Source organism: Streptomyces sp. S.PB5 (assembly GCF_030403745.1).
Lineage (GTDB): Bacteria > Actinomycetota > Actinomycetes > Streptomycetales > Streptomycetaceae > Streptomyces.
Map to the genome: position 1 here is coordinate 54,914 of NZ_JAQMWP010000031.1, position 18,302 is coordinate 73,215.

The 18,302-nt window shown below is 72.0% G+C and carries 14 protein-coding genes; 3 read left to right on the forward strand and 11 right to left on the reverse strand.

The genetic code is table 11. The features are described 5' to 3' along the window. Positions 1-12: 12 nt before the first annotated feature. Entirely contained in the window at positions 13-393 is a 381-nt protein-coding gene (locus tag PH203_RS45785; RefSeq protein WP_289928478.1) for a toxin Doc, read from the reverse strand. Then, the gene (locus PH203_RS45790) at positions 393-632 is read right to left on the reverse strand and encodes a hypothetical protein (protein ID WP_289928480.1); all 240 of its coding nucleotides are present in this window, start codon (positions 630-632) and stop codon (positions 393-395) included. Before PH203_RS45790 ends, PH203_RS45785 begins: the two co-directional genes overlap by 1 nt. 170 nt (positions 633-802) lie before the next feature. On the opposite strand from PH203_RS45790, the gene PH203_RS45795 reads away from it, so the two are divergent. Next, positions 803-1,222 (forward strand): MmcQ/YjbR family DNA-binding protein, encoded by a 420-nt coding sequence (locus tag PH203_RS45795; protein WP_289928481.1) that lies wholly within the window; start codon positions 803-805, stop codon positions 1,220-1,222. A gap of 149 nt (positions 1,223-1,371) precedes the next feature. Beyond that, positions 1,372-2,112, forward strand: coding sequence for a class I SAM-dependent methyltransferase (locus tag PH203_RS45800; protein ID WP_289928482.1), 741 nt, complete (start codon positions 1,372-1,374; stop codon positions 2,110-2,112). Positions 2,113-2,131: 19 nt separating this feature from the next. On the opposite strand, the gene PH203_RS45805 is transcribed toward PH203_RS45800, so the two are convergent. Next, positions 2,132-4,888, reverse strand: coding sequence for a LuxR family transcriptional regulator (locus tag PH203_RS45805; protein WP_289928483.1), 2,757 nt, complete (start codon positions 4,886-4,888; stop codon positions 2,132-2,134). A gap of 101 nt (positions 4,889-4,989) precedes the next feature. Here PH203_RS45805 and PH203_RS45810 point away from each other — a divergent pair, with 101 nt between their 5' ends. Then, positions 4,990-6,198: a helix-turn-helix domain-containing protein gene (locus tag PH203_RS45810; RefSeq protein ID WP_289928484.1), complete on the forward strand. Its 1,209-nt coding sequence runs from the start codon at positions 4,990-4,992 to the stop codon at positions 6,196-6,198. A 51-nt stretch (positions 6,199-6,249) separates the two neighbouring features. On the opposite strand, the gene PH203_RS45815 is transcribed toward PH203_RS45810, so the two are convergent. From PH203_RS45815 to PH203_RS45850, 8 genes are all read right to left on the reverse strand, one after another. Next, the gene (locus PH203_RS45815; RefSeq protein WP_289928486.1) at positions 6,250-7,377 is read right to left on the reverse strand and encodes an NADH:flavin oxidoreductase; all 1,128 of its coding nucleotides are present in this window, start codon (positions 7,375-7,377) and stop codon (positions 6,250-6,252) included. 122 nt (positions 7,378-7,499) lie between these two features. Continuing rightward, positions 7,500-8,243: an AAA family ATPase gene (locus tag PH203_RS45820; protein ID WP_289928488.1), complete on the reverse strand. Its 744-nt coding sequence runs from the start codon at positions 8,241-8,243 to the stop codon at positions 7,500-7,502. Then, positions 8,240-9,271, reverse strand: a complete 1,032-nt coding sequence (locus PH203_RS45825; RefSeq protein ID WP_289928490.1) for an AvrD family protein — start codon at positions 9,269-9,271, stop codon at positions 8,240-8,242. The genes PH203_RS45820 and PH203_RS45825 overlap by 4 nt, the downstream gene beginning before the upstream one ends. Next, the gene (locus PH203_RS45830) at positions 9,268-9,456 is read right to left on the reverse strand and encodes a hypothetical protein (RefSeq protein ID WP_289928491.1); all 189 of its coding nucleotides are present in this window, start codon (positions 9,454-9,456) and stop codon (positions 9,268-9,270) included. The genes PH203_RS45825 and PH203_RS45830 overlap by 4 nt, the downstream gene beginning before the upstream one ends. A gap of 31 nt (positions 9,457-9,487) precedes the next feature. After that, on the reverse strand, positions 9,488-11,227 hold the full coding sequence (locus tag PH203_RS45835; RefSeq protein WP_289928492.1) for an acyl-CoA dehydrogenase family protein: 1,740 nt from the start codon (positions 11,225-11,227) through the stop codon (positions 9,488-9,490). 1 nt (position 11,228) lies between these two features. Continuing rightward, a complete protein-coding gene (locus tag PH203_RS45840; RefSeq protein ID WP_289928493.1) occupies positions 11,229-12,350 on the reverse strand; it encodes a Gfo/Idh/MocA family oxidoreductase in 1,122 nt (373 codons plus the stop codon). A gap of 120 nt (positions 12,351-12,470) precedes the next feature. After that, positions 12,471-17,441, reverse strand: coding sequence for an aminotransferase class I/II-fold pyridoxal phosphate-dependent enzyme (locus PH203_RS45845; protein ID WP_354671322.1), 4,971 nt, complete (start codon positions 17,439-17,441; stop codon positions 12,471-12,473). A gap of 81 nt (positions 17,442-17,522) precedes the next feature. Beyond that, complete coding sequence (locus PH203_RS45850; RefSeq protein ID WP_289928496.1) at positions 17,523-18,248, reverse strand: TetR/AcrR family transcriptional regulator; 726 nt, start codon at positions 18,246-18,248, stop codon at positions 17,523-17,525. Positions 18,249-18,302 lie beyond the last annotated feature (54 nt).

Here is an 18,302-nt window from a genome sequence, read left to right on the forward strand (position 1 = left end):
CCCATGGACCGGTCAGATCTTCCAGGAGCGCAGCTGGTCGGCGACCTCGGGAACGCGCAGGCGGGTGTCGCGGATCTTGCGAACGAGATCGGACAGGGCGCCGTACGGCGGGTCGATGCCCTCGCCGGACTGGCTCATGTACTGGGCGGTGACGAACGCGGCGAACAGGCCGTTGCGGTACGGGAGGGGCTCCAGGCGGACGATGGTGTGCATGAGCGCCGCGGCACGCCATGCGACATCGGGGTCGGCGGCGTGAAGGGTGGGCAGCTTGGTCTTGTGCCGGGCGACCGCGGCGACCAGGGCGGAATAGTCCGCGACGGACATGTCCTCGCCGGTGCCGAGGGCGGCCTCCTGGACGTCGAGGAGCCAGGAGACGTCGATGTGCAGGTGCATCAGGCGGCCGCGGCTCCACCCGGACGTTCGGCAGGGGGCACTTCGTCGGGGAAGGCGTCGTCGAACTCCGCGCGCAGCCGGTCGGCCCACTGGCTCGCACCCGCGATGAACTCCTTGCGCTGCATCTCTCGGACGCCGAGATCATGCAGGTACTGCTTGAGGCTCTTGCCCTCGGCGGCCGCGGCCGCGCGCACGCCTTCGAGCTCCTCGTCGGTGAACGACACGTTCAGGGATGGCATGCGCTCGATGGTACCTAGTAGGTGCCTGCCGTGCGAGGGGTTCTCCGCCCAGGCTCAGCGACGCCCGGCTCCGCGCCGGTGCCCTACGACCGGAGACCTGTCCGAGCACCACCGAGGTGAAATCACGCACGCGGTCCTGCCGCTCCACCGGCGGTCGCTAGTGTCGACCTATGTCGAGTCCTGGAGACGTGCCGCCGGAGATCCTGAACCGGCTGCGGCCGATCTGCCGGCAGCTGCCCGAGTCTTACGAGGAACCAGCCTGGATCGGTGTGCGCTGGCGGATCCGCACGCGGACCTTTGCCCACGTCTACGCGCCGGACGTGGAGCGCTTCCCGGTCTACGCCCCGTATGCGACGGCGGATCAGGAACTCGTCGTGATGAGCTTTCGGGTACCCGTCGACGACCTGCTCGGCCTGACCTCCGCCGGATTCCCGTTCCTGCGAGCCGGTTGGGGGCACAACGTTGTCGCCGCCGTGCTCGGTGACCACACCGACTGGACCGAGATCAGCGAACTGATCACCGACAGCTACCGCGAGATGGCTCCGAAGTTCCTCGCCGCCCAGGTCTCCCTCCCGCCGACGGTCGGCTGACCGACGACAGGCCCGCGTTGCGCCGGGTACGGTGCCGGCGTCGCACCGTCAGTCCGCCGGCGAGACGGTGTACGCAACGGCCGTGCAGCCGGCCCCAGGCAACCCTAATCATGTTGACCGCGCCCGGCGGGCAGTGCTGGAGTCGGCACGTGGACAGCATCCCCGCCAACCGGCGGTTCTGGAACCGGATCAGCAGCGCCTACCAGCACGAGCACGACCCGCACATCGGCGCCGCACCCCGGCTGTGGGGCATGTACTCCATCCCCGACGCGCACCTGCGCGCTCTCGGCGACGTCACCGGCAAGCGCGTCCTCGAACTCGGCTGCGGCGCCGGGCAGTGGTCCAGGGCGCTCGCCGCCGAGGGGGCCGCCGTGGTCGGGGTCGATCTGTCCGAAGCCCAACTCGCCGCGGCGGCCCGCGCGATGGGAGCATCCCGCTACCCGCTGGTGCAAGGCGCCGCCGAACACCTCCCCTTCGCCGCCGACAGCTTCGACCTGGTGTTCTGCGATTTCGGCGGGCTCAGCTGGGCACCCCCGCAGCTGGCCGTTCCACAGGCCGCCCGCGTCCTGCGCCGAGGCGGGCGCCTGGTCTTCAACGTCGCCAGCCCGTGGTTCGAAGCCTGCTACGACGAAGCCGCCGGCCGCGTGACCACGACCTTGCAGCAGGACTACTTCGGGCTCGACACCATCGCCGAAGACGACGGCGCGACCAGCTATCAGCTCACCTACGGCGACTGGGTAAGGGTCCTGCGCGGCGCGGGTCTCGTCATCGACGACCTCATCGAGCCGCGGCCCGAACCCGCAACACCCAACGGCTACAACGAAACCGACCCACCCGACTGGGCACACCGCTGGCCGGCGGAACTGCTCTGGGTCACCCACAAACCGTAGCTTCCGCCTCCGATCCACGTCACCGTTCCCACCGCTCCAGGGCGCGGGCGAGCTGTCGGCGGGAAGTCACGTCCAGCTTCCGGAACACTTTCCGCAGGTGGTAGTCGACGGTGTTGGCACTGATGAACAGCTGGGCGGCGATCTCGGCGTTGGTCGCACCGTCTGCGGCGAGCCGGGCGATCGTCAGTTCCTGGGGGGTCAGTGGGCTCTTGGCCCCGGCTCGTGCCGGACCGGCGTGTTCGCCGGTGGCGGCCAGTTCCTGGGCGGCGCGTGCCGCAAAGGCCGCGGCCCGCATCTCACGGAACATGGTCAGGGCGCTCCGCAGCTGCTCGCGAGCGTCCTTGCGGCGCTTTCGGCGGCGCAGCCACTCGCCGTAGAGCAGGTGCGCGACGGCGAGGTCGGAATCGGTGTCCGCACCGGACAGCAGCTCGATCGCCCGGCGGTACAGTGCCTCGGCGCCGTCTGCCGGAGCGAGCAGGGCCTGGGAGCGTGCCAGCACACCCAGTGCCCAAGGAGTGCCGGCGGCCGTCGCGCGGCGGGCGAGCGTACGCAGGGTCGCGGTGGCCAGTACGCGGTCGCCGCCGCGGACGCCCACCTCGATCAAGGACGGCAGGAGGCGGGAGTGCAGCCCCAGCGCATCGTGCCGGATCAGCTCGTGCGCGACGGGCTGGGCCCTGGCGTAGTCGCCGTTGCCGAGCGCCAGAACCACCTCGCCGCTCTGCGCGAGGGACTCCATCGCGCCGTTGCCGAGCGCGCACGCCGTCTTCAGCGACTGGCGAAGCCTGTCGCCTGGTTCGTCTCCGTCCGCGTGCCAGGCGAGCAGCTCGGGGTTCTGGCAGATCTCCCATTGCGCGGCGCTGAGACCCATCGCCGTACGGATCTGCTGGTTCTCGGCCACCAGGCTGTCCGCTGTGGCGAGGTGGCCGAGCGTGGTCTCGGCCATGGCGGCGCAGAAGAGGATGGTGTTGAGGTGCCACAGGGCTCCGCTGCGGCGGGCGACGGCGGCGGCGCGCCGGAGCAGACGGCTGCGGGCCCGGTGGTCCCACACGAGGGTGGAGTACCAGACTCCGAGCTGGTAGCCGCGCAGGACCACGTCGTCAGGGGTGTCCGGCGCGAGCAGTGCGTCGAGTGCCTTGCGCAGTTGAGGAACAGCCTGTTCGTAGCCGCCGGAGGCGAGGACGGCGAATCCGCGCAGGAGATGGTCCAGTGGTGTCGACGGGCCGGGGGCCGGAGACCGGGTCAGTATCGCGTTCGCGATCTGGGCCGCCGTCGCCGCCGGAGCCCGGTGCCGCGCGGTCAGTGTCCACTGCGCCGCTCGCAGCAGTGCCTCGCGGGTCAGCTCCGGGTCCTGTGCCCCGATGGCCGACGAGGCGGCCAGGCACAGGGCCGCTGCCCTGGCGTGAGAACGGGGCTCACCCAGGCTGTTGAGGACACCGGCGCGCACCAGCAGGGCGCGGCCGGTGGCCACACCGTCCAGCAAGGCGGTGTCCACGGCGTCCAGCAGCGCCTTCGTCTGCAGCGGCGCGCCGGCGGTGAAGGCCGCCTCCGCCGCCGCGAGCAGCCGTCCGGCGCGTACCCCGTCGTCGGGCGTCAGCTCGGCCGCCCGGGTCAGGAAGGTGGCCCGGGCCGCGTGGCCGCCGCGCGCACCCGCCCGGTCGGCCGCCTGTTCCACCTGGTCGGCGACGGCGGCATCGGGGCCGGGTGCGGCCGCGGCGCGATGCCAGGCGCGCCGGTCGCTGTCGGCCGGGTGATCGGTCACCTCGGCGAGGGCGCGGTGCACACGTCGTCGCGCGACGCTGGTGGCGCCCGCGTACACCGCGGAGCGCACCAGTGGGTGCCGGAACTCGGCACGGGCACGGACCACCACCAGCCGCGCCGCCTCGGCCGGTCCTGACGCGTCGAGGCCGATCCCGAGACGCTCGGCCGCCGCCACGATGTAGCCCAGAGCGCCGGCCGGTTCGGCCGCCGCGAGCAGCAGCCAGGTGTGCGTGGGCGCGGGAAGTCCGCGTACCTGGTGGAGATAGTGCTCCTCCAGGCGGCTGCCGACGGGGAGGGGCTCGGGCAGCGCGAGCGCACCGGAGAGCTGCCACGCGGACAGTTCCCGCCCGAGGTCGGTCAGCGCCAGCGGGTTGCCGCCGGTCGCGGCCACGATCCGCAGCCCGACCCTCGTGTCCAGTGGCCCGACGGCCACCGAGCGCAGCAGCTCCAGCGCGTGCGGCTCTGTCAGGCCGGCGACCTCGGTGACCGGCAGGCCCGCCGGAGCGTCGAACCCCGTGCGCAGGGCGAGGACGAGACCGATGCTCTCGGCGTGCACCCGGCGGCCGACGAAGGCCAGCACGTCGAGGGAATCCCTGTCCAGCCACTGCAGGTCGTCGACGCACGCCAGCAAGGGGCGTTGCTTTGCGGCCTCTGCCAGCACGGTGAGGACCGCGAGCCCCACGAGAAACCGGTCCGCGGGCGGACCGTCGGCCAGCCCGCAGGCCACCCGCAGCGCCTGATGCTGGGCCGGGGGCAGGACGCCGGGTTCTTTGAGGTCGTCGAGGAAGGGCACGAGCAACCGCTGCAGCGCGGCGAACGCGAAACCGGCCTCCGCCTCCACGCCCGCCACCCGCAGCACCCGCAGATCGGCGGCCTCGCCGGCCGCGTGGTCGAGCAGTGCGGTCTTGCCGATACCGGCGTCGCCCCTGAAGAGCACGACACCACTCAGCCCCCGGCGCAGATCGGCCAGAAGGCGATCGAGTTGTCCGTGCTCTCGGGATCGGCCTTTCGGACGCATTCGGAACACCCCCCGCCGTGCAACGGGCACGCAAGGGCCGCGTCAACGGACCTTCGCCCTTGCCATGACCAGCCGTTATGCAGCGATTTGTGCAAGGGAGCATGGCATGGGCGGACACCGCCGCCTTTGCTGTGCGTGCCAAAGTCCGAACCCTGTGTGCCACGGCTGTCCAAGGCGTCTTCGCACGACGGACCGAGCCCCGCGCCGACGCGGCCGAACCGCATGACCGCTACACACACCTTTGTCATGAATATCTGCGGCCACGGACACTGCCCATCGGGGAAGCAACGGCGACGAGCCGCTGCCGCAGACGAGGAGGCGCTGTGCTGGTGCTCGACACGAACGACCTTCCCGCCGCCGACCGGCTCGAGGCACTGCACGCGGTGGTCGCCCAGGAAGGAGGCATCTCCTCGGCCGAGGAACACGAACCTGCAGCCGACATGTGGAAGCGGCTCGAAGTCTGGCACTTCGGGCCCGTCACCCTGTTCGACACGCGTGGCACGGGCGTGCGCTTCGTGCGTTCGTTCCGCAAGGCGCGTCGGGAACTGCTGGACAACGTTTCGGTCATGGCGCAGGCCGAAGGGTTCGGCACGGCCGCCTTCGGCTGCGACGGATACCAGCGGCAGCTGGGAGCGGACGGTATCGGGCTGACGCCGCACATGGTCGCGTCGCACGAGTACGGATGGGCGGGGGCCGGCAGCTCGCTGGCGTTCAGCGTCGACATCGCCCATCTCGCCCTACCGGTCGACACGGTGCGCGCGGCGGTCCCACTGCTGCAGCACAGTCCCGTCGAATCCTTGTTGCTGCAGCACATCCGCGGACTGCGGCTGCAAGCGGACCGGCTCAGCACCGGACCCGAGGCCGAAGCACTTGCCGCCGCCACCGTACAACTCACCCGCGCCCTGATCGTCTCGGTCGCCGGCAACGACACCACGCGACGGGCAGTGGCCCATGAAACGCTTCTCACCCGAGTCCTGGCCTACCTTCACGCCCACCTGACCGAACCGGAGCTCACACCGCAACGGGTCGCCCGGGCACACGGCATCTCCGTGCGAACCCTGTACCGGCTGTGCGAGGAGAACGGGCTCAGCCTCGAACAGTGGATCATCCGCCACCGTCTGGAAGGTGCCCGCGACGACCTGGCCGCCACCGATCAGGACCACCGGACCAACGAATCCATCGCCCGCTCCTGGGGCTTCGGCAATCCCGCGCACTTCTCCCGCCGCTTCCAGCAGACCTACGGCACCACCCCCACCCGGTGGCGGAGACACTCGCGCGATGATCCAGCCCTCTCCCGCGAGGCCGAGTAGTGATCAGCCCTGAGCGCCGCAAGGCGGTTGTCCCGACTCGGTGTCCGCCACTCAGTCCAGGCTGAGCAAGGCCTCGGCGGAGAACGGGCGCAGTTCGCCCTGACGGCCGTCGCGGATCTTGGCCACCCATTCCGGGTCCGAGAGCAGCAGGCGCCCGAGGGCCACGAGATCGAACTCGTCCCGCTCCATGCACTCCACCAAGCGGTCCAGAGAACCGTTCGCCGCGCCCTTGCCCTCGATGAGCGCGCTCAGGAACTCGCTGTCGTCGAGCCCGACCGAGCCGACGGCGACCGTCGGGAGGCCGGTCAGCTTCTTCACCCAGCCCGCCAGTGAAAGGTCCGAGCCCGGGAACTCCGGCAGCCAGAAGCGCCTGGTCGAGCAGTCGATGACGTCGACGCCCGCCGCGATCAGCGGGCCCAGCATCAGTTCCAGCTCGTCGGGGGTGGCCGCCAGCCGGGCGCCGAAGTCACCGACGGTCCACTGGGAGATCCGCAGGAAGATGGGGAAGTCGTAGCCGACCGCGGCCCGGCACGCCGCCACCAGCTCGGCCGGGAAGCGGGTGCGGCCGCCGAGGTCACCGCCGTATCCGTCGGTGCGTGTGTTGGTCTCGGGGCGGAGGAACTGGTCGATCAGGTAGCCGTGTCCGCCGTGCAGCTCGAGACCGTCGAAGCCCAGGCGCTTGGCGTCCGCGGCGGCCCGGGCGAACGAGTCGACCACCTCGGCGATGTCGGACTCGGAGAGCGTGGCGGGCCCGGCGGCGGGCACCTGCGGGTCGGGCACGGCGTCGCCCTTGCGTTCCAGGCCGGCGTGCCACAACTGCGGGATCACGCGACCGCCTTCGGCGTGGACCGCCTCCACGACCCGGGCCCAGCCCGCGAGGGCGTCCTCGCCGTGAAAGCGCGGCACGGTGGTGGCGGGGGCCGCCGCGGGGTGGCCTACGACGGTGCCCTCGGTGACGATGAGGCCGACGCCGCCCCGGGCCCGTCGCGCGTAGTACTCGGCGACCTCGGGGCCGGGAACGCCGTTCGGCGAGAAATTCCGCGTCATCGGTGCCATGAGGACGCGGTTGGGCAGATGCAGCCCGCCGACTGTGAAGGGGCGGAACAGGGGGGCCACGTCGGGGACGGAGCCGGGCGTGAAAGTGGTCGTTCGGGGGGCCGGGACGGGGGTGGCGGGCATGGAGGGCTCCCTCGGGTGCGGAGGTCATCAGAAGTCAAGGGGCGGGGCTGCGTGGCCTGGAGCGCACGATCAATGAGCCGGGGTCCGGAGCCACACGGTCGGGCCGCTCCCCCGGCGGGCTCTCAGGCGGAGTGGCGCTCGGCGGCCTGCGCGGTCCGCCGGTAGGCGTCGGCGATGTCCCGGCGGGCCAGTTCCACCGCGTGTTCCAGGCTCATGCGCGCGGGCAGGCCGAAGATGTCCACGATGGTGGCCAGGCGGTGTTCAAGGCTGCCGCCGACGACGTGGTACGGAATGCGCAGCTCATCGAGTGTGCCGCGCAGCAACTCGTCGGACATGCCCCTAAAACGCTCGGAGACCGGGCGGTGCCCGTCGGCGACCAGGTCGAACTCCACGGGCAGATGGATGAAGACGTCGTAGGCGCGGCGCGCGTGATCCTTCAGTACCGCTCCCATGGCGTCGATCACCTCCTCGTAGAAGTCCGGCGCCGACCCGCCGGCCTCGTAGCCGTCGGTGGGATGGATACCGGCTCGCACGCGCACCTTGCCGTACACCCACTCGTGCAGGGAGGAGCCGTCGGAGACGAAGCCGTCGGGCAGGTGTGACTCGTGCACAGCCCGCTCGGTGAACCGGTGGACGCCCAGCTGGATCAGTTCGGCGGCCGTGCACTCCTCCAGGCGTTTGCCCGGCAGGACGTCGGCCAGGATCTCGCGCATGGTCCGGGCATGGGTGCGCGGTACTCCCGTGAGGTGGGCGAGGGCGATGGTCGTCGTGGTCTTGCCCGTGCTGTACGTACCGGAGATGGCCAGGCGCCGCATGGACGTGCGGTTCCGTTCCGCGCGCGCGGGCGTGGGGACTGTGGTCGTCATCGCGGTCCTTGGTCGGGTAGTCGGTGTGCCACGGAGAACCCTCCGGTGATGCCGTGGAAGGCGTAGCCGAAATCGCAGACCCGCCAGGTGTCGTCGGCGATGATCAGCAGGCGGCTGTCCTCGATGCGCACATGCGCGGAGAACGGGTGCTCCAGCGTCCTCAGCGGCATACGGGTGGACAGGGCCGCCTTGCGCAGCCAGAGCGTGTCGCTGTCACCGCGGTCGATGCCGTCGATTTCGTACAGCAGGACCTGGGCGAGCTGGCCCGTCACGGTGATCGCGTCGATCATGGAGGCGCTGGGCAGATAGGCGGACTCCAGTCCGGTGGGCCGCAGGTGGCTCTCGCCGGGCGCGGGCGTGATGTGGACGGTGGCGTCCACGCGTCCGGCGTCCCGGTCGACGATGAGGTGGGTGACCTGCTGGTCGCGGTGGCGGAAGAGGTCGGCGAAGTACCGCCGGTGCGGCTCGCCCAGAACGTCCTCGGCGCTTCGGTGACGGGCTCCGGCACGGCCGGGCCGGTATCCGCCCGCCGCCTCGTGCTGGATGTCGCACCGGACCTCCATCGAGCCGATGCGGGTGTGCAGGGAGGAGGCCAGCAGGCCGTCGGCGACGTGCGTCGACTCGGCGGGGCGGACGACGCCGTGCACCGGGATGTGGTCGAGGTCCTCCTGTGGATGGACGCCGGCCCGCAGGTGCACCGCGCGCAGCCACATGCGTGAGCGGGCACCTGCGTCGAGGCCGTAGGCCTGGCCCAGCAGGATCTCGGCGAGCTGCGCGACCAGGGCCAGACTGTCGATGCTGCTGAGGTGAGGGACGAGTTGACCGGTGCCCTTCGCGGACCAGTGGGCGGGGTACGTCACGGACGCGCGGGCGGTCGCCTCGGTGGAGTCGGGCCGGCGGGAGACCTGGATGGCCTCCAGCCGGTGCCGCACGCGGCGGAAGCCGGCACCGAAATAGCGGTCCTCGCCGGGCCCGAGGCAGTCGTCGATGGTGGCGACGATCCGCCGGGTTCCGGCCGGAGCCGTCACGGGCAGCTCGTGGCGTCGCCACGGGCGGGCGGGCGGTTCGCCCAGGGAGCGGCCATCATCCGGTGGAACATCTCGTGCGAGGCGAGCAGGAGCGCAGGCGGAAGCAGGGCTGCCGTGCGATCGGGGTCTGCGGGCGGGGACAGCGGGGCGAAGTACGGATCGGGGTGTGGGGCGGCGGTGTGCATGACGGGCCTCCTGTCAGGTCCGTGGTCGGGGTCACAGGCCGAGCAGGTCGTCGACGTGCCGGTCCCGGGACAGCACGGCGCGGGCGATGCCGGCGTGGTCCGGCTGGTCCGGGGCGTCCAGCTGTGCCCACAGGTCACGCAGCCGGGACCGGGCGGCCGTGCAGTGGACGTCGGTGAGCCGCTGGTGGCCGTCCTGTTCGGCCGTGGCGAGGACGGCCGCGGCGCCCAGCAGTTCGCGGGCGATACGGCCGAGCAGCAGCAGCGGGTACTGCCCGGAGCGTCGCTGCCGCTCCCCCGCCGGGCGGGCGGCGACGTCATGGCAGACGGCGGCGAAGCGGGCCAGGTCCTCGTGCAGGTCGTACAGATGACGGGCGTTGCGCGGGAAGAAGTTCTCGGTGGCCGGGAGGGCGCCGGGCAGGCCGTTGTCCAGGAGGCCGGTCGGCGCGGTGTCCGCGCAGTGCGTGAGGAGGGCCTGGGCCGCCTGGACGTCGATCAGGTCGTCCACGCCGCCGGCGGTGCGCAGCATCCTGATGTCCCGGTAGGCCCGCTCCAGCGGTACGGACGGTGCCCCGCGGCGGCGTTTGGAGCGGTCGGTCTCCAGCCCTTCGGCGCCCAGGAGGGAGACCGTACGGTCCACGACCCTGGTGGCCGCCTCGGTGCAGAAGTTGCGGGCGATCATGCGCTCGAACCAGCGGTCGCCGGGGGCCGGGCCGCCGAGGCTCCAGCGCACCACGGCGTCCATGGCGCGTACGTCCGCCGCGTTGGCGGCGAGGGTGCGCTGGATGAGGTCGTACTCCCCCAGCCCGATGCCGTCGATGCGTCGGCGGGCGGTGAACTCCCTTGACCAGCGCAGGCAGTTGCGGGCGAGGGCGAGGGCCGGGGCCGCCTGGATGAGCATCCGCGCGGTCAGGAAGGCCGAGGTCCGTTCCGGGGTGCGGCGGGGGTCGCCCTGGGCGGACGTGACCACGTGGTCCCTGGGGACCGTCACCCCGTTCAGGCGCAGCCAGCCGTTGGGCAGACCCCGTACGCCCAGGTACTCCAGGCCGGCTCGCACCTCGAAGCCGGGGCTGCGGGTGTCCACGACGGCGAGACCGACGCGGGGGCCGTCCTCGTCGCGGACGGTCACGGTGACGCCCAGGAGGTCGGCGACGGGTCCGTTGCTGATGAACAGCTTGTCGCCGGTGAGGACGTACGCCGAGCCGTCGGGAGTCGGGACAGCCTTCGTCCGCGGCCACTGGTTGCCCTGTCCGGCGGGCTCGGCGTCGGCGAAGCCGGAGATCATGCCCTCGCGGCTGCGGCGCCGGATCAGGTCGCGCAGTGAGCCGTGCGGCAGCGTCGGCAGCAGCGAGGTGGCGACCCCGATGCCGTTGTGGACGGCGAGCATGAAGCCGATCGCCACGGAGCGGGAGGCCACCGCCTCCACGGTCCGGAACAGCGCGTACGGCGTCAGTCCGAGCCCGCCGAGGTCCTCGCCCGTCGCGAGCCGGAAGGCGCCGAGGTCGCGCAGCCGCGCGATCACGAACGGCGGGATCTCTCCCTCCCGGTCGATGGCGTCGGGGTCGACCTCGGTGTCGAGGAAGGCCAGGAGCCGCGCCACCTCGGCCGGTTGCTCGACGCGCTCGGGCGCCAACGCGTCACGCCAGGTGTCCCAGGACGGGGCGCCGCCGGTCAGGGCGGTCAGGAAGGCCGCCGCGGGCTGCGTCGCGACCTGCTTCGTGGGCTGCGTCAAGGGCTGCGTCGTGGGGCGCTGCGCGAAGACTTGGACGGTCATCTCATGCCTCCCGGACCTGGCTCGCCGCGGCTTGGTCGGCGGAGCGGACGGTGTCGAGGAGCCGGTGCAGGCGCAGGCCGGTCTCGAAGTCGGGCACGGTGCGCGAGCCGCTGCGGATGTCGCGGGACAGCGCGGCGTAGAGCTCCGCCACATTGCGCACGGCGGTGTCGGGCACGTCCACGGCGGTCCGGCAGTCCGGCGGCACCGCCACCTCCCGGCGGCCGCCGGTGGCGGCGCTCTTGTCCTCGTACAGGCGGATGTCGCTGATCTGGATGCCGTGTCCCGCGGCGGGCCCTTCGGAGACGAGGGTCAGGGTGCCGCGGGTGCCGGAGAACTCCAGGCGGGTGCGGGCGTGTCCGGCCTTGCCGTCGTGGAGATGGACCGACACGGGGATACCGGTGACCAGGAAGGCGCCGATGACGATGTGGTCGGCGCTGGTGACGCCGACGCTCTCCGCGGTGTCGGAGACGGTCAGCCGGGGCTGCTGGACGGAGAGGGACGCCGCGAGCCTGCCGACGGATCCGCACAGGAACTCCAGCAGGTCCAGGGTGTGCCCGCCGGCGACCTCCAGGGTTCCGGCGCCGTTGCGCCGGTCCAGGGTGTAGACGGCGTCGGAGGTGATGGTGCCGCCGGCTCCCTTGGCGCGGGTGGCGAAGACGTTGACCGCCGTGACCCGGCCGATGGCGCCGGAGGTGAGCAGCCGGCGGGCGTGGCGGGCGGCGGGCGCGTGCCGTGCCTGGAGGCCGACGGCCGCGTGGACACCTGCCTGCCGGGCGGCCTCGGCCATCACCTCGGCTTCCTTGGTGGTGCGGCCGAGCGGCCATTCGCAGTAGACGTGCTTGCCGGCCTCCAGGGCGGGCAGCACCAGGTCGGCGTGGTCCGGTGTCTTCACGGCGACGACCACCAGGTCCACCTCGGGATGGCCGCTGAGCCGGGCCGGGTCGGTGAAGGCATGGGCGGCGCCGTAGTGTTCGGCGGCGCGGCGGGCGCTGCCGGCGCGGGTCGTTGCGACCGCCGTCACCTTGTACTCCGGCAGGGCTGTGAGGGCCGGCAGGTGGGCCGTCTTGGCCCAGCCCCGTTCGGTACCGGCGCCGATGACACCTACACGAATCGGTTCGGTCATGGTTCTTCCTCGTCTGGGGAGGGACGGGGGGCGGGTGCGGGTGCGGGTGCGGGGCGCACCGGGGCGGAGCCGTCGACGGGGGAACTGACCGGTTCCGCCCCGGTGCCGTGCGGGGTGGGATCAGGAGGACAGTGCGGCCAGTTCCTCGCCGAGGATGCGGACCGCGGTCGTGATCTGCTCCTCGGTGTGCTCGGAGGTGATGAAGAACCGCAGCCGGGCGAGGCGTTCCTCGACCGCCGGGTGCAGGATCGGGTTGGCGCTGACGCCGCGGGCGTAGAGGCGGTCGGCGAGGAGCAGTGCCTTCGCGGAGTCGCCGGTGATGGCGGGCACGACCGGGGTGCCCTCGCTGGTGCCCACGTCGACGCCGGCCTCGGCCGCGAGCCGCAGGAACAGGGCCGCGTTGTCGTGCAGCCGGGTGACGCGCTCGGGTTCCTCGCGGATCAGCCGGAGGGCGGTGAGAGCGGCGGCTGCGGACGCCGGCGGCAGTCCCGCGCTGAACACGAAGCCCGGCAGGGTGTACCGGAAGTGCTCGATGAGCTCGTGCCGGCCGGCCACGTAACCTCCGCAGCTGGCGAGGGACTTGGACAGGGTGCCCATCCACACGTCCACGTCGTCGGGGTTGACGCCGGAGAACTGGGCCATGCCGCCGCCGGTCTTGCCCATCACACCGATGCTGTGGGCCTCGTCCACCATGAGCAGGGCGTCGTGCCGCTGCTTGACGGCGATGAGCGCGGGCAGGTCCGCGGTGTCGCCGTCCATGCTGTACACGCCCTCCACCACGATCAGCACCCTGCGGTAGCCGTCGCGCACATGGCTGAGGATGCGGTCGAGGGCCACCAGGTCGTTGTGCGGGAAGGGCTGGCGGGCGGCGCCGGACTGACGGCACCCCTGGATGATGCTGTCGTGCGCGAGGGCGTCGTGCAGGATCAGGTCCTCGGGGCCCATCAGGTGCCCGATGACGGTGACGTTGGTGGCGTGCCCGCTGACCAGGCTCACGGCGTCCTCGGCGCCGACGAGGTCGGCGAGGCCCCGGTCGAGTTCCACGTGCAGCGGACGGTTGCCGGACAGGATGCGGGCGGCGGACACCGAGGAGCCGTAGCGCTCGACGGCTTCCTGGACGGCCGCGGCGACCGCCGGGTGTCCGGACAGCCCGAGGTAGTTGTAGCTGGAGAAGGAGATCAGCTCGCGGTCGGCCACCCGGGTGGTGTCGCGGATGGTGCCCTCGTGCGGCAGGAAGTAGGGGTTGACGACGCCGGAGGACTCGATGCTCCGCTTGCGCTCCAGCGAGGCCAGGACCTCGGGGAACACCCGGACGTCGGCGGCTGCACGGCGGTCCTGGGTGCTGCGGGGCTGTTCGGCGGGTACCGGAGCGACGGCGGTGGGCGCCGGCGCCGGTTCCGCGACCGGCGGCGGTGCGGTGGGGTGCGCCGCCGCTGCTGGGCCGAGGCGGTCCCCGAGGGTGGTGATGAGGTCGCCGATCGTGGCGATGCGCATCATCTCGGCGGCCTTCATCTCCAGCTGCGGCCACCTGCCGCGCAGCCGGGCGGCCAGCTCGACCAGCATGATCGAGTCGAATCCGAGGTCGGTGGCGAAGACGTGCTCGGGCTGCAGGAAGTCCTCGGGGTAGGCGCTGACCTTGGATATACCGGCGTACACGGCCGCCCGCACCTCTTCGGTCCCGACACCCGCCGGTGATACGGCCGGTGCGAGGGCGGGGGCCTGCGCCACGTGTCCCGCACGGGCGGCTTCGGGCAGCTGCTCCTGCCGCGGCTCCTGGACGGAGCCGGTGATCGTCGGGACGGCTGCGTACGGCAGGGGCTTGCCGGCCGGGTCGAAGGACTGCAGCAGGGACACCTGGGCGTGCAGGAACTCGATGAGACCGCTCATCCTCGGCTCTCCGATCGGGGTGGTGGCGTGGGGGGAGGGAATGACCGTGCGCAGGCTCGGCTCGGGGGCGCGGGCCACGGACGGTTCGGGTGCGGCCGTCGCGGCCGGGCTGGAGATCACCGTGCGGTGCTGGGAGCGGCCGGTGCCGGTACGGACGGTGTACACCGCCGTGTGCAGCGGCGACGGCGGCAGGGACAGCAGCCGGCCCGCGTCGGCGGGGAACAGCGCGGCCGGGTTCAGCGGCGCCCCGGCCACGGCCAGCCGGCCGAGCGCGGTGAGGAAGGCGCGGCCGTCGTCGGACCGGTTCGTCGTCAGGGGTACGAGTTCCAGGTCCGCTCCCGCGACGCTGCGCCGGGCCATGCGCAGGAGGGTGTCGCCGCCGTAGATCTGTACGAGGAAGCGGGTGCCGGTCGCGGCGAGCGACTGCACCGCGTCGGTGAACCGTACGGGGGCGGTGTTGTGACGGGCCCACAGGTCCTTGATGTCCTGGGGTTCCCGGCATTCCCGACCGCTGACGCCGGAGATGAAGGTGCATGCGGGCTCGGTCAGCGGCAGGCCCGCGATCGTCTCCGCCATCACCTCGTCGGCGGCCGCGACCAGGGGTGAGTGGAAGGCGTGCGACACCCGCAGCCGGACGGCGGCCACCCCCTGCGCGGCGCAGTGGGTGCGGAGTGCCTCCACGTTCTCGATGCCGCCGCTGAAGACGAGTTGGCCCTCGTGGTTGTAGCAGGCGGGCCAGACACCTTCGACGGCCAGGGCGAGGCGTTCGGCCTCGGCGGCGGGGGCCTGGACCGCGAGCATGGCGCCGGTGCCGGACGGTACGGCGGCGGCCAGCGCCGCACCCCTGCGCGTCATGAACCTGACAGCATCGGATGCGGTGAACGCCCCGGCCGCGACCGCGGCGGGGAACTCGCCGACGCTGTGGCCGACCGCGACATCGGGGCGGATGCCGCAGGCGGCGAGCAGTTCGACGGTGGTGGCACCCGTGACGCCCAGGCCGGGCTGGCACATGTCGGTCACCATCAGGGCCGCCTGCGCGTCGCTGTCGTCGGCGTCGTGCGCCTCCCACAGCAGTCCGGGCAGCGTGCCGGGCACCGTGTCGGACTCCTCAGCGGTCACAGCGGCCAGCTCGGCCGCGCGGTGGGCGGACGAGGGGAACCGCCGGACCAGGTCCGCCAGCATGCCGGGCCGCTGCGAGCCCTGCCCGGGGAAGGCGAAGGCGATCCGGCGCTCATGCTCCGGCAACGGCTTCGCCGCCGCGTGGATGCCGGGGGCCAGTTCCCCGACGGCGCCGTCCGCCAGTCGCTGTGCGGCGAGCTGGAGCCGGTCGAGGAGTTCCTCCCGGGTGGCGGCGGCGAACGCGAGGCGGGCGGTGAGCAGATCGCGCAGGGCCAGGGTGTGGGCCACCTCGGCGGGCGTGGCGTCCGGGTCCGCTGCGACCGATGCGCGGATGTCCTGCGCGTGCCGGGCCAGATCCGCCACGGATCCCGCGGACAGCAGGAACAGCCAGGGCTCGTCGGGGAGTTGACCGTCGGCCGGATCCGGCTCGGCAGCCGGAGCGCCTTCCAGGACCGCGTGCACGTTGGTGCCGCCGAAACCGAAGGAGCTGACGCCCGCCCGACGCACGCCCTCGTGCGGCCACTGCTGCGCGGCAGTGGTCACGCGCAGCCCCGCGACCTCCAGGTCCAGGGCACCGTTGACCTGCATCTCCGCGGGCTGCGGCGGTACGACACCGTGGTGCACAGCGAGCGCGGCCTTCACCAGCCCTGCCGCCCCGGCCGCGGACAGGGTGTGCCCGATCAGCGCCTTGGAGGAGGAGACATAGCACGGTTGGGTCGAGCCGGACTCCGAGCGCAGCAGCCCGATGGCCTCGATCTCGGTCCGGTCGCCGACCGGCGTGCCCGTGCCGTGGGCCTCCAGCAGGTCGATCTGCCCGGGGTCGATCCCGGCGTCACGGTAGGCGGCGCGCAGCGCGGCGAGCTGGCCCTGCGCCTGCGGTGTCATCGGGCCGCCGCCCCGGCCGTCGTTGGCGGAGCCGACCCCGCTGACCACGGCGTAGATGCGGTCCCCGGCCGCGACGGCGTCCTCCACCGGACGCAGCACCAGGATGGCGCCCCCCTCGCCGAGCACGAATCCGTCGGCGCGCTCGTCGAACGGTCGGCACACCCCGTGCCGGGACAGTGCGCCGGACCGGGCGAAGCCGACCAGGGCCGTCGGGGACAGGCCGATGTACACGCCTCCCACGAGGGCGATGGAACAGGCGCCCGAGCGCAGGCTGCGCACCGCCGCGTCCAGGGCCACGAGCGCCGAGGAGCAGGCCGCGTCCAGCGAGATGGAGGGACCGCCGAGGTCGAGGACCTCGCTGACGGTACAGGGAACCATGTTCGCCAGAGCCCCGGGGATGGTGAAGGAGTTCATGGGCATCAGCGACGAGTCGGTCGCCTCGTGCAGCCGGTCCAGCAACTCCGGGTCGCTCTGCCCGTCATGGAAGGATCCGTCCGCCAGCAGGTTCGCGGTGATGCGGGAGACGCTGATGTCCCGGTGATCGAGCGAGGTCACCCCGGCGAAGACGCCGGTGCGGGACCGGTCGAAGCCGGTGCGCTCCCAGCCGGCGTCCTGGAGCGCCTCGCGCGCCAGGTCCACGAACAGCTTGGCCTGCGGGTCCATCGTGCGGGCCCGGCGTGGCGGGATCCCATAGTGGGCGGGGGCGAAGCGATCGACCTCGGGCAGGAACGCTACCTGGTCGGTGTAGACGCCGTGCGGCTCCCTGAAATCGCCCGGCCGATAGTAGGCGGAATGGTCCCAGCGACTCGCGGGGACCGCCGAGAACTGCGACTCGGCATTTACCAGCATTCTCCAGAACTCGCCGATATCGGCGGCCCCGGGAAATCGGCACGACATGCCGACGATAGCCATATCAGCCACGAACGCTACCTCGATCCGACATCGATTGCGAAAATGGCTCGACGCCAGGAGATGAAGGCGGCGGTAAAAGTATGTGTGTCCGCCACTGACGTCGACAACGGAGAGCTTGACCGCGACTGCGGAGCGTACGCAAGCGACCTTCTCAACCAGTGGAAGAAAACCTGTGAACGGCTTGTGGAGAGCATGACGAAACCTGGAGATTCGATTGACCTGACGCTTTCCGGTCAGTGAGAATGCAGGTTTTGAAGAGACGAACAGAACGCGAAATCGCCCCTTCATGCCGCCGCCCGGTCCCCTCGCGAGGACACGCGAGCGAACCGGGCGCGCGAACAAGCGTCGCCGACCGGGCGGCCGTCTGCGTCAGGCCTGTGCGCTGCTCCCCGCGGGACGCAGGCCCACCTGCTGGGCGAGGGCGACGACCGCCTTCCCGAAGAGGGTGTCGCGGTCGTCGATGACCCCGTTGAACTGCCCGAAGACCTCGAAGCTGATCAGACCGAAGAGCTGCGCCCAGGCGGCGGCCAGGCGGGGCGCGACCGACCCCGGGAGGGTGCGGTCGGGCTGCTCCATCAGCAGGCGGATCTCCTCGGCGACGACCGAGTCACAGTCCGCCGCTGCGAGGTCCGACTCGGCGAGGGCGCCGGCATCATGGGCCGTCTCCGCCACCGCGAGCAGGACCAGCGCGACCCGGGACGCCGGGACCACGGTGTCCTGCGGGGCGGCGTAGCCGGGCACGGGTGAACCGTAGATCAGCGCGTACTCGTGCGGATGCTCGAGCGCCCAGGCGCGCACGGCACGGCAGACATCCCTCCAGGCCTGCAGCGGGTCGGCGTTGCCCGCGGCGGCGAAGGCGCCCTCGGCGGCCTGCCCGAGGGCGTCGTAGGCATCGACGATGAGCGCCGTGAGCAGGTCGTCCCGGCTGGGGAAGTAGCGATAAAGCGCCGACGAGACCATGCCCAGTTCGCGGGCCACGGCGCGCAGCGACAGGCGCGCCGCACCCTCGGCGGCGAGCTGCCTGCGGGCCTCGCCTTTGATCGCGGCGGCGACCTCGGCGCGGACTCTCTCCTTGGCTCCTTGGATGACATCCATGACGACAGTCTGCCACTGCCGAGAGCACTGTCCAAGTATCAGAGCACTGCTCTC

Excerpts from the sequence above, each read along its gene's own strand:
- PH203_RS45810 (WP_289928484.1), top strand. The coding sequence starts at position 4,990 with ATGGCATGGGCGGACACCGCCGCCTTTGCTGTGCGTGCCAAAGTCCGA.
- PH203_RS45835 (WP_289928492.1), bottom strand. The coding sequence starts at position 11,227 with ATGACCGTCCAAGTCTTCGCGCAGCGCCCCACGACGCAGCCCTTGACG.
- PH203_RS45820 (WP_289928488.1), bottom strand. The coding sequence starts at position 8,243 with ATGACGACCACAGTCCCCACGCCCGCGCGCGCGGAACGGAACCGCACG.
- PH203_RS45795 (WP_289928481.1), top strand. The coding sequence starts at position 803 with ATGTCGAGTCCTGGAGACGTGCCGCCGGAGATCCTGAACCGGCTGCGG.
- PH203_RS45815 (WP_289928486.1), bottom strand. The coding sequence starts at position 7,377 with ATGCCCGCCACCCCCGTCCCGGCCCCCCGAACGACCACTTTCACGCCC.
- PH203_RS45805 (WP_289928483.1), bottom strand. The coding sequence starts at position 4,888 with ATGCGTCCGAAAGGCCGATCCCGAGAGCACGGACAACTCGATCGCCTT.
- PH203_RS45785 (WP_289928478.1), bottom strand. The coding sequence starts at position 393 with ATGCACCTGCACATCGACGTCTCCTGGCTCCTCGACGTCCAGGAGGCC.
- PH203_RS45845 (WP_354671322.1), bottom strand. The coding sequence starts at position 17,441 with ATGAAGGGGCGATTTCGCGTTCTGTTCGTCTCTTCAAAACCTGCATTC.
- PH203_RS45840 (WP_289928493.1), bottom strand. The coding sequence starts at position 12,350 with ATGACCGAACCGATTCGTGTAGGTGTCATCGGCGCCGGTACCGAACGG.
- PH203_RS45790 (WP_289928480.1), bottom strand. The coding sequence starts at position 632 with ATGCCATCCCTGAACGTGTCGTTCACCGACGAGGAGCTCGAAGGCGTG.
- PH203_RS45850 (WP_289928496.1), bottom strand. The coding sequence starts at position 18,248 with ATGGATGTCATCCAAGGAGCCAAGGAGAGAGTCCGCGCCGAGGTCGCC.
- PH203_RS45830 (WP_289928491.1), bottom strand. The coding sequence starts at position 9,456 with ATGCACACCGCCGCCCCACACCCCGATCCGTACTTCGCCCCGCTGTCC.